We start from the raw sequence: 13985 nt of genomic DNA on the forward strand, positions 1-13985 counted from the left end.
GGTCGAGGCCGAATTCGGCATTCCGGTGATTGCGGTGGCGCGCTTGCGCGACCTCCTGCAACTGCTCCAAGACGATCCCGCGCTCAGTGCCCATTGGCCCGCGGTGGAAGCGTATCGGGCGCGGTATGGGGTGTAAGTGTATGCGGTGATATGTTCAAGGATCGCATCTTGTAAAGACCTTTACCCCCACGGCATCGCCCCTCAGGTGGCGGGATCGTGGCTTTGATAACGCGATCAATCACGATGGCACAGATGCGTGCCATAAATGTCATCGCCTGAAACCTGGGAGCAACTTGCCTTTGACCCGCGCCAGAAATCTGAGAGCATTTCGCTGTTTCCTCCAATCTGGTAGGGACACCTTGATACTTGACTGATATCAACTCAACCGTAACCAGTATTTCCTCAACTTGACCACAGAATCGGCAATATGATCGGTGCGAAATGTGGTATTGTAAAATGCAGTAGTCGCATCATGATATGCTTTGCTCTCAGAAAAGCTCCTTTGTGCTGATGTCGGAAAGCTTTTCGCGCCCAGACGCAAGAAAGGAGAAAAGCGATGAACACAACCCGTCAACGTGGCATGAATCTGGTCGAGTTGGCAATTGTTATGACGGTTATAGGGTTATTGCTTGGTGGTGGGTTGATGGCACTTACTGCCCAGATGGAGACACAGCGCGAAAAAGATGCTAGAGCATTGCTTGTTGCCGCTAAGGAAGCGCTCATTGGCTTTGCGCAGGTCAATGGTCGGTTGCCCTGTCCGGCTACGGCTTCGAGTAATGGTCAGGAAGCCCCTTTGGGTGGGGGAGTATGTGCTGCGCCATCTGACGCCAACGGCTATTACGGCTTTCTGCCTGCCGCAACGCTGGGAATTGCCAATGAGCCCGGCGGCTATTTGCTTGACCCGTGGAAGCTTGGTGCTGCTTCGCGCTTGCGTTATGCGGTGACAAGAAAAAACGCCAATGCGGCAACGACCGTAAATGGCATCAAAAGTAATTACTCCACTTTTTTTTCTTCCGGGACCTTCTTGCGTATCTGTGCGCAGGCAAGCTGTATAGGCAGCACCCAAAACGCTGTCGCTGTGCTAATCGTGCCAGGTGCAAATGCTGCCAACATGTCTACAACTGGCGTTGATGAACAGGAAAATGTCGATAACGACCGCGATTTCGTCGCGCACGAAAAGCGTGGTCCGGGGGGGAGTGGTGGCGAATTCGACGATCTGGTAGACTTCATCCCACCCGCTCTACTGGCTAGCAGAATGATTGCTGCTGGTCAGCTGCCTTGAGACATTCCGATCTGCGGCTTTTTGGTGGTAACTCGACTGATTTTCCGCTGTGGCACAAGATGTCCGATTGCGCGCTGCTTGTTGAGGATGACGCGCTACTGGCGATGGCGCTGGCGGATCGGTTGGCGCAAGCAGGGGTGCTCGTGCAGCATGCAGCCGACCGAAACTCAGCCCTTTCCCATGCCGAAAATTGCAGTTTCGCGCTTGTCGATCTAGGGCTTCCACCATGCCCCGCGGCACCTGACGAGGGTTTACTGTTGATTGCGCTGATGGCGCAGCGTTTTCCTCTAATGCCCATTGTCGTTCTCACCGGACAAGATGAAGCGGTTGCCGCGCGCGAAGCAATTGCCCGTGGTGCTTTCGATTTTCTCACTAAACCGGTCTCTGGTACAGCGTTCGATCTAGCGATCACCCGAGTGCAGCGGCAGGCGCGCGTGCTGCGTGAGCTGGCCATGCATGGTGATTTGCCGGTAGTCATTTCAGCATACGAAAGTCGGCAGGGCCTTCGTGAGGTTTCCGACCTTGCTCAGGAAAAACTCCTGCGCCAGATATTGGCCGCCTCAGGTGGTAATGTCGCCGAAGCAGCGCGGCGGCTTGGAATTGAGCGCACTCGTCTCTATTACTATCTTGACAAATTTGGCATTTTTCCCTCCAAAAGACATACGCAAGGTGATCCGGTAGCATGACGAGACCCAGATGCACAGATGCACGGAGAGTTTCAGATGGGCGTGGCATTGCAGCTTTATGAGCAGTTGACGGATGCTGGAGAGGACAAGGCGCGGGCGCGGTTGATTGCCGAAGCGTTCGAGGCGCTGGAATCGCGCTACCCGCACTTGCCGGATCTGGTGACGACGCGGCAACTGTCAGAGGCCGAGCTGCGCTTGCTCAAAGAAATCGAACTGGTGCGCGGCGAGATCAAGGCGGTGGAGCTCAAGCTCACCAAGGAGATCGAGGATGTGCGCGGCGAGATCAAGGCGGTGGAGCTCAAGCTCACCAAAGAGATCGAAGCGGTGCGGCTGGAGACGACTGCCCTGCGTGGCGAGATCGAGAAGAGCCGGGCGAATGTGCTGCAGTGGAGCTTTGTATTCTGGCTGACGCAGTTTGCGGCGATCGCCGCGCTGGTGTGGAAGGTGTGGAGTTAGGCGTCGTGCAACGCGGTGGGGCGCGTCATGCTCCCCGTTGAGCTGGCCTGGCTGATCGCCGCATTGGGCTGCGGGCTGGGTGGCGCTGGCCTCTATCAGGCGCGATTGGCCCAGCGTTTGGCGCGCGTGCATCGCGAGCTGGAAGCAGTGCGTTATGAACATCCACAAGGGGTCCCGGCGCGTGCCTTCCCGGCGCTGGCGCGCTGTGGCGTCACGCGCCTGGTCTGGCGCGGCGAATGGCTGGGTGTGCCGCTTGCGGGCGAGGTTGCCGCGCCTCAACAAGGGCGCGGCCATTGGCAGGGGCGGATCAACTGCGGAGAGGATATTGACTTGACCCTCGAGGCGCGCACGGCAGTAGCGCGCGGAGAGCGCCATTGGCTGGCGAGCGCCGCCTGCGAGCTGCTGCTATTGCGCTGGCGCGCGCAGGCTGCGTCGGACGCCGCGCGGCTCGAAGGGGCTCTGCGCCAGCACGCCCTCTTTGCGCTCGATACGCTGCACGCGGCGCGCAACCTGGGCCAGTGGGCGCAGTTCGTGGCGGATGAGTTTGCGGCGGCCGCCGACGATGCCGCGCTGCTGACCGCAGGCAGACGGCTCGCGGAGGCCGCGCCGCTGATCCGGCAGCGGGCGCAACGGTTGCTGGCCGCCAGCCGCGGCGAAGGCGCGCAGGATGCCGCGCCGCCGGAGGATCTGGCCGCGCTGATTCGCGCCTGCGCGCGCATGAACGGTGTGGCACTCGCTCTGACGGGCCAAGCGCACAGCCGTAGTCCGCGCGGGTTGTGGCTGACCATTCTCGACAATCTCTTTCTCAACGCCCGCCAGCACCAGGCGGGCGTCGAACTCTCTGGCCGCCTGGCGCCAACGAACGATGGCGTGTGCTTCGAGCTGATCTTTCCCTTCGACCGTTTCGGTGCCGGTACCGATGCACTGTTCGCGCCGTTTCACCCTGGCAGCGATGCGGGTTTGGGGCTGGGGCTGTATCTCGCCCGCCGCGCCGCTCGTCAGGCCCAAGGCGAGCTCGCCACAGGTGAGCAGCCAGCGCGCTTCATCGTGCGACTGCGGTAGCAAGATGATGACTGGGTAAAGTTCGCGCGCGTCCGCGCAAATCCCCGGTGCGCGAACAACGCGTTGCCCACGCACCGGTATTTGGATAGGCAGTTTAGCTCATTTTACAACAGCTTGCAGACTGTATAAATTTGCGTTTCGTTGTATCCGGTCGCTGCGGTTGCATAGGGCGTCGCATTATTGGCGCCCTGAACCGCGCGCACGTTGCCGCTGCTGGGAACGCCGTCATCGAAGGCCGCATCAATGGCTGCCGCTGCCTTGCCAGGCAGGTTTCCGGTGCAGACCAGAAAGCCTGCCGGGGCGCCGGTGGTCGCGCCGGCTGATTGGGTGACCCGGAAGGCACCGCCATAGGCATTGGTTGGGTCGGCGTTGTTGATTTGGCCTGTGATCAAACCGGCGTGGCGCAATTGTCGCCAGTATTGACAATTTTCACCGCCTACTGCGGCACCGCAAGCTACCCAAGCGTTCGCTCCACCAACGACGCCGTTACCATCGCCAGCCGTCGCGCCAGTCCAGCCGCGCGTAGCGGCGTTGGCGTCGTCGCCGGGAATTGCGTTGTAACGGTCTTTGTAGGCGTAATGGGCCGCCGCAATGCCATTGAAATCATTCCTGACCTGTTTGATCTTGGCGTTTTCGATCAGCTCCTGCCCCTTGAGCACGCCGCCCAAGAGCAGGCCGATGATGACCAAGACGATGGCGATTTCGACGAGCGTGAAGCCGGATTGTCGGGAAACGAAACGTTTCATCTCGTGACTCCTTGTTGCGGTTGATGGGAACGCGCGCTGGCGTGCCCTTGACCTTGATCAAGGGTCAAGCAGCATTAGCGCGGATATCATATAAGCCGTAAGCAGTTTGAAAAGTCCAATTTTTCGACAGTAGGTATGGGCTCGGCGAAGCAATCCTGCAAAACCGAAGCGTTTGCCGATTGTGCGGAGTGCCTTGGTCGATCTGTGGTGCGCAGGGTCTTGGGGTTGAAAGCTGTTGGTGTTATCGCTTACGGTACGATGGGCAACTGGGTGCCCACTGGTACCGTAAACGATTCCCCTTGCGCGTTGGTGAGCACGATTCCGTTGCGATAGACGTTGAGCTTCCAGCCGCTCAATTCGCTTTGATCGGCAACGAAACGCCCGCCAATCCACGCACCACGCCGCTCGCGCGGCTCAAGAACCACGCCTTCGAGACGCGGTTGCGGTGTCAGATCGGAGGGCTCTGCTGCTTGGTCGGCATGCCTGCGTTTCTGTTCGATCGCAAAGCGCATCTCTGGAGTGAAGAAAAGGGGGCCGAGCCATTCGGCAGATGGCCGCAGCGGTGCGGCGGTTTGGGCAAAAAGCGCACCTGTGACACTTCCGAGTAGGCCGAATGCGATTGCCGTGCGCCAAACGCGCGCCCAGCTTCGGATCCGCAACCGTTGGGGCGTGCTCATTGCCCTGCTGCTCCAGACGTCGGTGGAGAAAACCACCACCGCAGCGTGCAATCGACGTCAAGCCCAAGGGCACTGCTTCGTCGCAACGCGCACCGCTCGATCCGGCTCCAACCTGGCGCGTGCTGTTGCACGTCGGCCAGAAAAGCGAGCCATTCGCCTTCATGGACTTCGACGAGTTTGAGTTCAAGCGGCTGGTAGGCGATTTGGGCTGGCGCGACGCGATCCGGATCGCTCCAGGGTGTGGCTTGTGGTGGAAGCAAGAAAAGGGTTTCTACCGTTGGCCCCAGTGTGTAACGGATGGTCGGAAGCGCTAAGCGGGTTTGCGCGGCCAAAAGCGCTTCGATAAGCGCAACACGATCAGGCGGCGCCGTAAAACCGCTTGCTTCGATCGATCGGTAGCGGTCGAGGTGGCGTTCGACGTTGTCACGCGCCCGTTGGGTCTGGCGCAATTGTTCCTGGGTTTGGGTAAGCTGTGCTTGCATGGTGGACTGTTGCTGCATTTCATACATTTGCCACTGCAGTGCGCCGGCCAGCACGACGACTGTCTGCAGGAAAGCGACGCCAACGCGAATCGCACTGCGTAGCAATTGGTTGCGAGTGCGCTGCGTGGGGGGGGATGCAGTGGTCATGGTTCCGGACTCCAAGCCAGGCAGAGGCGAAAGGGCTGAAGTTTCAGGGACGCATTTTCTCCGCTCAACGTCGTGTCGCGATCGGTAGCCACAGGGGGTTGAAAGGATACGATCCGCCAACCGGGTGCGGAAAGTTGCGCACGGAAGCGGGCCTCCGCGTCCAAAAGTTGCTTCAAGGGGAACGTCTCAGTTGCCTTCCCTTCTGCAAAAAGCCAAAGCGTCACATCTGAAGAGGGGGGGGTACCATCGGTTGGCGGTGGACAGTTTTCGGGTGTGTCAGTGGCAGCGGTGGGCTGTTGGTGCGGTGCGTTCGCCTCCGGGGTGGCGCTTGAAGCCGGTACGGGCGCGGGATCGGGGCGAGAAAGGATAAGGCGCTCCAGACGATATTCTGGCGTTGCGGTGAGCGCATTGCTCAGTGGTGTCAGGAGCGCGGGAAAGGTGCCTACTGAGGCAAAAAGCCGCTCGTGCATGTGGATGGTCGCTAGGAGTTGGTCTGCGGCAACGCCAAACGCGCTGATCTCGGCTGAGGTGCGCGCCAATCGTTGCTGAAGTTGCACGTTGAGCTGTTCGGCGTTCAAGCGGCTCATACGTACGCCCAACCCCTCCAATGCGATCGCCCCAGAATAGAGGAGCACCGCGGCGCTGAGAATCGACCCGCCTCCCACGAGCGCCAGGCGCGCTTGTTGCCAACGATACGCAGCGATGAGCGCGCGCGGCGCAAGGGAAGGTGGGCGGCGCCATTGCCGACACCACCAGGGAATGAGCGCGGTGAAACCGTTTTCAGTGACGGTAGGGAAGCGGCGCTGCACAGCGGCAGGAAGTAGGAGCGTTCGCCAAGCCTCTGTTTCTTGAGGCTCAGGTGCTGTCGTGCCCAGAAAGAGGGTTGCTGGCCGTAGCTCTCGAGGGAGTAATTTTTGGTTATGCAGGTAGCGGATGGTACGGTCGAGTTCGGTCGCGACACTTGCAGGGTTGGTCTCACCAGGTAAGAGGCGGGAGAGTTGCGTGAGTTGATTCGCCATAAAGAGGATACGAATGCCTGCGGGGGTGCGCACTACCGCAAGCAGCGGTTCGCCGATTTTGAGGAAGCGGGCTAGCCACGTGCTGATCACTTGACTGGCTGTCCAAACGCCAGCGATGGGCGCCTCTTGCGCTACCCAGGGTGTCAGCAGGGGTTCGAGCCATTCGCTTTCGGTAACCGCAAGCAACAACCATTCCCGTGCCGGGCGAAAGGGCGTACCCGAGGAGATGGGGAGCGCGACGCGGTACGGGGTTTCCGGATAGTTTTGCGCCAACCGGCGCTCGAGGTAGAGCCGAAGGTCGCGCCCCCAGAGCGGTGGCACGGTAACGCGTGTCAGGCTCTCCGACGGGTGGTCGATCACGCACACTATGGGCACATCAGCCTGCGGTTGGGCAGGAAAGGGGAGCAGTCCGGTGGTTTCGCTCAGGTAGAAGAGTGCCGGGCGCATTTACATTCGAATCTTGGTGATGGTGTCATAGACGGGGCCAAGGACCGCAAACATGATCCAGCCCAGGATCAAGCCCAGGACGACCGTCAAGATCGGTTCGATCAAAGTTTGCAAGCGGGCGACCGACTCATTGACGTCACGCGCGTAATAGTAACTAACGTTAGTCAGCGCATCGTCCAATGCGCCGGTTTGTTCGCCAACGCGCAGCATTCGGATCACGAGCGGTGGAAAGAGCCCTGACCCGGCAAACGCTTGAGAGATGGGAACGCCTTGAGTGACAAGACGTCGCGCGTGTTCGATCGCGGTACGGACCTCCAAGTTTTGGGTAACCGATTCACCCAGCCGCAGCGCGTCGAGGATGGGAACGCCAGCGCGGTACATCAACGCGAAGACGTCGGCAAAGCGCGCCAAGATGATTTTGTGGATGATCGCTCCGACGAGCGGGATTTGGAGCACTTGGCGGTGGAGCCACTGCCGAAACCGCACATGGTGTTTGGCCACGAAAGCGATGAGCAGCGCCACCGCTGTGGGAACGATCAAGAGCAGATACCACGATTCGGTGATAAAGCGGGAGAGCGCAATCAGCGCGCGCGTGGCAAACGGTAACGTTTGCCCCATGTTTTCCAAGAAACCAATCAGTTGGGGAACGAGGTAGGTCATCAAAAAGATCACGACCCCGGTGATCACGACGAAGACGAATGCGGGATAGGTGAGCGCTTTCTTGGTCTGCGCTTTGAGTTCGTCGCGCCATTTGAGGCTAGCGACGATTTGCGCGAGCACATCGGGCAGTTGCCCAGTTGCTTCGCCCGTTTTGATGAGGCTGCAGATCATCGGTTCCGCCACTTTGGGGTGCGCGGCGAGCGCCTCGGAGAGTGACGCGCCCGCTTCGATGCGGCGATGCAGGTCTTCAGCCAGATTTTGAATGGCTGGCGAGGCCGAGGTATCACGCAGATCGGCCAGAAAATCGAGCAGCGGGACACCGGCGCGAAGCATCGATTCCATTTGGAAGTAAAAATCGATGATGTCACGCGGTTGCAACGTTGTACGGGTTCGGCGCCGCGAGCGGATTGCACGCGCCTCAAGAAGCGTCAATCGATTTGCGGCCAGTTCGCGCTCCAGTTCGCGTTCGTTTTCCGCTTCGCTCTGACCGCGAACGGTCCGACCGTCTTCGGTGAGCGCCCGATAAGCAAATCTCATGCTTCCGCAAACCAACCCGTGAGATCGACGATGCGCGCCACCTCTTCCACGGTGGTGATCCCTTCACGAATGCGGCGAATTCCATCTTGTGCCAGCGTGATAAAGCCGTGCGCGGCGGTGTATTCGCTGAGTTGCCGTAAGGTGGCGCGGCGTGCGATCAGTTCGTCGAGCCCTGCGTCAAATGGCAGGATCTCCATGAGCGCCAACCGACCTTTGTAGCCGCGCATGTCGCATTCGGTACAGCCCACCGCGCGGTAGAGGACCTCATGCGCTTCTAGATGCAACGCTTCCCGTAGCCGTTGCCCGTCAGGGTCGGGGGCTTTGCAATGGGGGCAAAGTTTGCGCACCAGCCGTTGGGCGATGATGCCGATGACGTTTCCGGCCATGATTTCCGGAGAGATGCCCAGATCGAGGAGGCGCGGAATCGAGCGCAGCGCAGAGGTGGTGTGCAAGGTCGAAAAGACCTGATGCCCGGTCATCGCAGCGCGAAACGCCATGATCGCGGTGTCGTGGTCGCGGATCTCGCCGACGAGGATGATGTCCGGGTCTTGACGCAGCAGGGAACGAATGCCTTCGGCAAAATCGATACGGCTGGTTTCGCCGATCGATGTCTGGCGAACCAGCGGCAGCACGTATTCCACCGGGTCTTCCAGGGTCATGATGTTGACCTGCTCGGAGTTCAAATGGTTGAGGATGGAGTAGAGCGTGGTGGTTTTCCCGCTCCCGGTCGGGCCCGTGACCAGCAAAATCCCTTCTGGGCGCGCCAACAGGCGTTTGAGGAGCGCTAGTTGTGTGTTGTGTAGCCCCAACGCATCCAGTGGCATGACGCTGCGCTTTGAGTCGAGGATGCGCAAGACGAAATTTTCACCTGCCAGGGTGGGTTGCGAAGAGGCCCGAAAGTCGATTTCACGGCCAGCCAGCGTGAGCTGAATGCGGCCGTCTTGCGGCGCGCGGTTTTCCGCGATGTTCATTCCGGCCAGGATCTTCAAACGCACCAGAATCGCGTTCCAATAGCGGCGGTGCAATGCGCGACGTTGCTGTAAGACGCCGTCGATCCGGTAACGGATGCGCACGAAAGCGGGTTCGGGTTCGAAATGGATGTCCGAAGCGCCTTGGAGCACCGCGTCGGTGAGCAGGGCATCGACGAGTCGGACGATCGGGTGGGCAAACGACTGCGCGTCCTCCTGAGTGAACTGCGAGAGGTCGCTCTCCCCGGCCAGTTCGCGCAGAATGCCATCGAGCGAGAGTTCCCGTCCGTAGAATTGGTCGATCGCTTGCTCGATCGCGGCGCGGGGTGCGAAACGCCACACCGGTATGGCTTTGCTGCCCAATTGGGTGCGGATGCGGTCGGTCGCGATGATGTCGTTGGGGTCGGCGATCGCTACGATGAGCTGTTTCGCGGCGGTGTCGAAACTTACCGGAAACGCGGCGTAGCGGCGGGCGATCTCTTTGGGGATCAGACCGAGCGCTTGTGGGTCCGGGACGATCTTTTCGAGGTCGATCGCCTCTTGCCCCAAGTTTTCCGAAAGGGCTTCACTCAGGAGGTCTTCGGTGACGAAGCCGAGGGCAAGTAGCGTTTCGCCGATGGGTTTTCCGAGTCGTTGCTGCTCGAAGAGCGCGATTTGAAGCTGATCCGGTGTCAAGACACCGCGTTCGATCAGAATTTCGCCAAGTCGTTTGCGCGGCGCGACGGAAGGCTCAGTCATTGGGATTCCACCAGATTGAGACGCAGTGCCTGAATGCGGCGGGAGAGAGCCGCACGGTCGATCGGTAGCATACTGCTGGAATGGCTTGCCAGCGCCTGTTCGTAATATTGGAGCGCGGTCTTCCGTTCACCGAGTTGGTCGAGGCTCACGGCAAGGTTGTAGAGCGTGACGGGATCATCGGGCGTAAGGCGGTACGCTTCGAAAAATTGGACTTGGGCTTCCGCCCAGCGCTGTTGTTGGGCTAGGATCAACCCGAGCGCGCGGTGGAGTGCCGCGTCGTCGGGATGGTTGGCCAACACCGTGCGGATTCGGCTCTCCAGGCCGACCAGGTCGCTTGCTGGTTCGAGTTCGACGAGGGCGGCGAGCGCAGCCGGGTGATCGGGCTGGACGCGCAACAGCGCGTGGTACCATGCGCGCGCTTCGTCCAGGCGGTTTTGCCCTGCTGCCGCAACAGCCAAACCCAACAGGATCGCCGGGTTGTCGGGATCGGTTCGGGAGAGTTCGCGCAGCGAGCGTTCGGCATCCGCCCAACGGTGTTCGTCGAGCGCGGCATAAGCTGCGGTCAGACGGCGCTCACCTGCGGCGGGTCGAGACCGGACGATTTCGATCCGTGCGTCAGCGGGCAAAAGCGGCGTGGTGGTCGTTTCGTCCGGGTTCGGCGCAGTGGGCTGCGGCGATTGCTCGCGCCTCGGTGCGGTTTCTGGATGCGATGCTGCCGTTGGGGTTGAGGCGCTGGGAAGGGGACGTTTCGGTTGTTCGGACGCCGGTTGTTCCGATAAAGGTGGCAGGGCTTGCGTCTGGTCGACCGTGTCCGCTTCGGCGTTGGTCGGTGTCGTAGGAGCCACCCCGGGGGGGACGACGTCGCCGCGGGGCGGCAAGGTCGGCGCCGCAGCAACGACAGAGGGCGATCCCGCATCGGTCGCAGCCTCAGTGTTACGTGCGATTCCAGCTGCCGCTTCGGTGGTTTCGGTACTCAGGGTTTGCTGCGCTGGAACGTTGGTTGAAGGTTGGGCGAGGGGTGTCTGCTGGCCGAGTGTGAGCAACGGCAGTAGTTCGAGGGCAAAATAGCCGCCGATCCCAATGAATACCGCAAGGCTCAGGACAACGAGCGCACCCGAACCGATCCGGCGTTTTTGAGTGGGTTGATTGGCGTCATGAACGGCATGCAGCGTTTCCGCTGCCGCGCGGTCATGCAGCGCCGTAGCGGTTTGCCCGTGTGCCGTCGTATGCGAGAAATCGCCTGTGGGTGCAACCGCTTCTGGTGGGAGCGCACCGTCGTTCGGCTGCGGACGCGGGGGGGTGGGATCGCGTTCCAACGCTTCGAGCAGCAGACTCATCGCTCAGGTACCGAGGGAATCAGCGGACGTTGGGGCAGGTCGCGGGCAAAGAAGTCACTGCCCGGCAGATGCCGAGCCAGGTCGCGATAGTCGGTGTCGATACTCGGGTCGGTGACGATACGCGGGCGAAGGAAGATCACGAGTTCACTCTTGCGCGATTGGTTGTTGCGGTATCGGAACAGTTCGCCAACGAGCGGCAACCGCGAAGCGCCAGGGACTTCATCGGTGCCATCGGCGATTTCGTCACGCATCAAGCCGCCCAAGACTGCGACTTCACCATCCCGGACGCGAATCACCGATTCGATCTCCCGCGTCTGAATTTCGGGAACGAGGCTGCGCACTTCGGGCAGTGAGCTGAATTCGCCGCGAGCAATCGCAAGGTTGACCGCGACGGCCGGGTCTTCGACGTATCCGATCAGGCGTGAAACGGTGGGGCGAAGGTTGAGGATGATCTCGCCGCTGTCACTGATCTGGGGGGTGATCGCCATCAGGAACCCGATCGGCACCGTATTGGGCTCCGACGTGATCGTCCAGGTTCCCGGGGATCCCGAACTGCCCGGTTGGTACTGCGCAGTCAGGGTGAAATAGACACGGCTCTCGACCACTTTGAGCACGGCGGTCTGGTTGTTGAGCACACTCAGTTCGGGCTTGAGAGCACTTTGGTCTTGCCAAAGGACTGCAACAGTTGCACCGAAAAATCGAGCAAATTGGAGCCAAACGGCCGGAGAAACTCGATCGTTCCCATACTGGGGACGATGCCTGACGCAGGGGCGCCACCTGGAAGCGATTGGCTCGTGCCATTGGGGATCGTGCGAAAGCGGAACGTGCTGTTTTTCTGGTGCAAAAGGTCCCAGGTAACGCCCTGTTGGTAATCATCGGAGAGTTCGACTTCGACGACGCTCGCTTCGATCAGCACTTGGCGCCGCGCCGAGGCAAGAATCCGGTCCAGGTACGCTTGCACCTGTTTGTGCTGTTTCGCGGTGGCCAGCACGAGCAGCGTGCCGGTCTCCGGGTTGGCGACCACCGGGTTGGCTAGTGCGGGCGATCCGGTAGCGGCTGCGGCAGGCGCTGCGCCTGTGGCGGATTCCGATGGCGGCGTTGCCGCGTCGCCAGGGGGGGATGTTTGGCCACTTTGACCGATTGACGCAGCGTTCGGTGTTGAAGTCGTGGTCGTTGCTCCGCCGTTTGGTTGTTGCACCCCTACGATTGCCGAAACGCCACGGAGCAACGCTTGCCAGAACTGGTTGTTCGCCGCGGTGGTGATTTGGGTTTGGGAGTTGTTTCCGGTACCGGTGTCGCCCCCCCTTCCGGTACTGGCGATTTGGGTCGCGATCGCGACCGAACTGCTCACGGTGCGCGCCAGGTTGGGATAGTCGATGGTGTAGGTACGCACGAAAGGGGTATCCGGTTCAACTTTGAGGACACCATTCTCGAACCGCCAGCGAACATCGACTTGCTCCGCGATGCGGTCGAGAATGGCTGGCAGGGGTTGCGCGATCGCGTTCAGCGTGACGGCGCCGGACAGGTCGGGATAAAGGTCGACATCGATTTTGGCGTCTCGCGCCAGGGCAAAGAGCAGCGCTTTCACGGGTACGTCGCGCACCACCAGAGTGTAGCGCTCTTGTGGTTGCGGCGAAGAGGGCGGGGTAAGACGTGGTGGGATACCGGGGCGCGCCAGTGGCGGGATCGCGGCATCATCGATCACGGGGCGACGCACGTTTTGCTGCAGATGGGTGTCCTCGACCCGCGGTGCGGGGGCCGCGCAACCCGTAAGGAGAGCGACCGAACAGAGCACGTGTAGTAAGGCACGTTGCACGGGTTATTCCTTCAAGGTGGTCAGCGCCACGACGCGCGGTTCTTTCAACAGGAGTGCGGAAGGCAACTCGAGCAACATCATACCCGCCTCCTCGGCACGGCGAAATGGCCCTAATAATATCAAAATCTCATTTTGGTTTTTGGGTTGATGGGCGACGAGCGAATAGCCAGCAAACGAACGGGGTAACTGTTTGCGCAGTTCGTCGATACGGCGCTCACGTGCCCGATTGGCAAGCGTGGGCCAATGGTCCAGCACGATCGCGTAGGTGTAGCCGTGCCTTTGCCATTGGGTAATCGTGGCTTGCTGCGGCGCTGGTTTTGGTGTGCGTGCGGTGCTGAGGTTTGACGTGGTGCTGAGTTCGCGGTTTTTCTCCTTAGCAGCTGGGGTTTGGCCGGTTCGCTGTGGTTTTTGCTGTAGGTTTGCCGCCATCTGAGAAGGTTTCAGGATTTCGGGTTTCTTGGGTGGGGTCACGGGTACGGGTGGCGTTTCGGTTGGCGGCGCGGCGTGTTCACGCGCTGCCGTTGGTTTCGGCGGTGTCGATTGTGGCGACGGTGCAACAGGCGTTTGGAGGGTCAGCTGCGGAACGGGGCTCGGTTCCGATTCGTGTTCGGAAGGAGGCGGCGTCTTTGGCAAGGACATCGAAGCGGGGGAAGCAGCTCCGTCAGCGAAGTGTGTCCAGGTAGGATCGCGATGCGCGATGGCGACGATGGCCACCGCGAGCACCGCTACCACGGCCAGGACCAATGCGATACGCCAGAAGCGGGGAGGCACGAAACGGCCTTTGGGGAGTTCCCACGCCAACTCCCGCTCCGCACGTCGCACATCCGCCGGGGTCACGCGCTTTGCGCCGCGCGCAAACGCAGACAACATCGCTTTGTCGGCCAGCAAATTGATGCGCCGCGCAATCCCCCCGCTGGCGCGCGCG

Annotated in this window: 13 protein-coding genes and 1 pseudogene; 4 read left to right on the plus strand and 10 right to left on the minus strand. The window is 60.7% G+C overall.

The annotated features are described in order from the left end of the window. Nucleotides 1-556 precede the first annotated feature (556 nt). From KUL93_RS10370 to KUL93_RS10385, 4 genes are read left to right on the plus strand one after another with little or no spacing between them, the layout of a single operon-like run. Nucleotides 557-1282 carry a type II secretion system protein gene (locus KUL93_RS10370; protein ID WP_217126977.1) on the plus strand — a complete coding sequence of 242 codons (726 nt, stop codon included), beginning with the start codon at nt 557-559 and terminating at the stop codon, nt 1280-1282. Beyond that, nucleotides 1279-1968, plus strand: a complete 690-nt coding sequence (locus KUL93_RS10375; protein WP_217126978.1) for a response regulator — start codon at nt 1279-1281, stop codon at nt 1966-1968. Before KUL93_RS10370 ends, KUL93_RS10375 begins: the two co-directional genes overlap by 4 nt. A gap of 36 nt (nt 1969-2004) precedes the next feature. Then, nucleotides 2005-2424: a hypothetical protein gene (locus tag KUL93_RS10380; protein WP_217126979.1), complete on the plus strand. Its 420-nt coding sequence runs from the start codon at nt 2005-2007 to the stop codon at nt 2422-2424. A gap of 27 nt (nt 2425-2451) precedes the next feature. Beyond that, a complete protein-coding gene (locus KUL93_RS10385) occupies nt 2452-3486 on the plus strand; it encodes an ATP-binding protein (RefSeq protein ID WP_217126980.1) in 1035 nt (344 codons plus the stop codon). A 104-nt stretch (nt 3487-3590) separates the two neighbouring features. Here the strand turns inward: KUL93_RS10385 and KUL93_RS10390 are convergent, their stop codons facing one another. The 10 genes and pseudogenes from KUL93_RS10390 to KUL93_RS10435 all read right to left on the minus strand — a co-directional run. Further along, nucleotides 3591-4232 carry a prepilin-type N-terminal cleavage/methylation domain-containing protein gene (locus KUL93_RS10390; protein WP_217126981.1) on the minus strand — a complete coding sequence of 214 codons (642 nt, stop codon included), beginning with the start codon at nt 4230-4232 and terminating at the stop codon, nt 3591-3593. A gap of 248 nt (nt 4233-4480) precedes the next feature. Further along, nucleotides 4481-4909: a hypothetical protein gene (locus KUL93_RS10395; protein ID WP_217126982.1), complete on the minus strand. Its 429-nt coding sequence runs from the start codon at nt 4907-4909 to the stop codon at nt 4481-4483. Beyond that, nucleotides 4906-5538, minus strand: coding sequence for a hypothetical protein (locus KUL93_RS10400; RefSeq protein WP_217126983.1), 633 nt, complete (start codon nt 5536-5538; stop codon nt 4906-4908). Before KUL93_RS10400 ends, KUL93_RS10395 begins: the two co-directional genes overlap by 4 nt. Further along, nucleotides 5535-7004: a hypothetical protein gene (locus KUL93_RS10405; RefSeq protein WP_217126984.1), complete on the minus strand. Its 1470-nt coding sequence runs from the start codon at nt 7002-7004 to the stop codon at nt 5535-5537. The genes KUL93_RS10400 and KUL93_RS10405 overlap by 4 nt, the downstream gene beginning before the upstream one ends. Continuing rightward, nucleotides 7005-8201 carry a type II secretion system F family protein gene (locus tag KUL93_RS10410; RefSeq protein ID WP_217126985.1) on the minus strand — a complete coding sequence of 399 codons (1197 nt, stop codon included), beginning with the start codon at nt 8199-8201 and terminating at the stop codon, nt 7005-7007. After that, nucleotides 8198-9907, minus strand: coding sequence for a GspE/PulE family protein (locus KUL93_RS10415; RefSeq protein ID WP_217126986.1), 1710 nt, complete (start codon nt 9905-9907; stop codon nt 8198-8200). The genes KUL93_RS10410 and KUL93_RS10415 overlap by 4 nt, the downstream gene beginning before the upstream one ends. Continuing rightward, entirely contained in the window at nt 9904-11244 is a 1341-nt protein-coding gene (locus tag KUL93_RS10420; protein WP_217126987.1) for a tetratricopeptide repeat protein, read from the minus strand. Before KUL93_RS10420 ends, KUL93_RS10415 begins: the two co-directional genes overlap by 4 nt. Next, the gene (locus KUL93_RS10425; RefSeq protein WP_217126988.1) at nt 11241-11879 is read right to left on the minus strand and encodes a type II secretion system protein GspD; all 639 of its coding nucleotides are present in this window, start codon (nt 11877-11879) and stop codon (nt 11241-11243) included. Before KUL93_RS10425 ends, KUL93_RS10420 begins: the two co-directional genes overlap by 4 nt. Nucleotides 11880-11881: 2 nt before the next feature. Continuing rightward, entirely contained in the window at nt 11882-13060 is a 1179-nt protein-coding gene (locus tag KUL93_RS10430) for a type II secretion system protein GspD (RefSeq protein ID WP_217126989.1), read from the minus strand. A 3-nt stretch (nt 13061-13063) separates the two neighbouring features. Further along, nucleotides 13064-13985, minus strand: a pseudogene (locus KUL93_RS10435) (hypothetical protein); the annotation flags it as partial.

The organism is Hydrogenophilus thiooxidans, assembly GCF_019049855.1.
Classification (GTDB): domain Bacteria; phylum Pseudomonadota; class Gammaproteobacteria; order Burkholderiales; family Rhodocyclaceae; genus Hydrogenophilus; species Hydrogenophilus thiooxidans.

Bases quoted from the DNA above. Each gene is read 5' to 3' on its own strand.
- KUL93_RS10370 (WP_217126977.1), top strand. From the start codon at position 557: ATGAACACAACCCGTCAACGTGGCATGAATCTGGTCGAGTTGGCAATT.
- KUL93_RS10380 (WP_217126979.1), top strand. From the start codon at position 2,005: ATGGGCGTGGCATTGCAGCTTTATGAGCAGTTGACGGATGCTGGAGAG.
- KUL93_RS10385 (WP_217126980.1), top strand. From the start codon at position 2,452: ATGCTCCCCGTTGAGCTGGCCTGGCTGATCGCCGCATTGGGCTGCGGG.
- KUL93_RS10390 (WP_217126981.1), bottom strand. From the start codon at position 4,232: ATGAAACGTTTCGTTTCCCGACAATCCGGCTTCACGCTCGTCGAAATC.
- KUL93_RS10395 (WP_217126982.1), bottom strand. From the start codon at position 4,909: ATGAGCACGCCCCAACGGTTGCGGATCCGAAGCTGGGCGCGCGTTTGG.
- KUL93_RS10400 (WP_217126983.1), bottom strand. From the start codon at position 5,538: ATGACCACTGCATCCCCCCCCACGCAGCGCACTCGCAACCAATTGCTA.
- KUL93_RS10405 (WP_217126984.1), bottom strand. From the start codon at position 7,004: ATGCGCCCGGCACTCTTCTACCTGAGCGAAACCACCGGACTGCTCCCC.
- KUL93_RS10410 (WP_217126985.1), bottom strand. From the start codon at position 8,201: ATGAGATTTGCTTATCGGGCGCTCACCGAAGACGGTCGGACCGTTCGC.
- KUL93_RS10415 (WP_217126986.1), bottom strand. From the start codon at position 9,907: ATGACTGAGCCTTCCGTCGCGCCGCGCAAACGACTTGGCGAAATTCTG.
- KUL93_RS10420 (WP_217126987.1), bottom strand. From the start codon at position 11,244: ATGAGTCTGCTGCTCGAAGCGTTGGAACGCGATCCCACCCCCCCGCGT.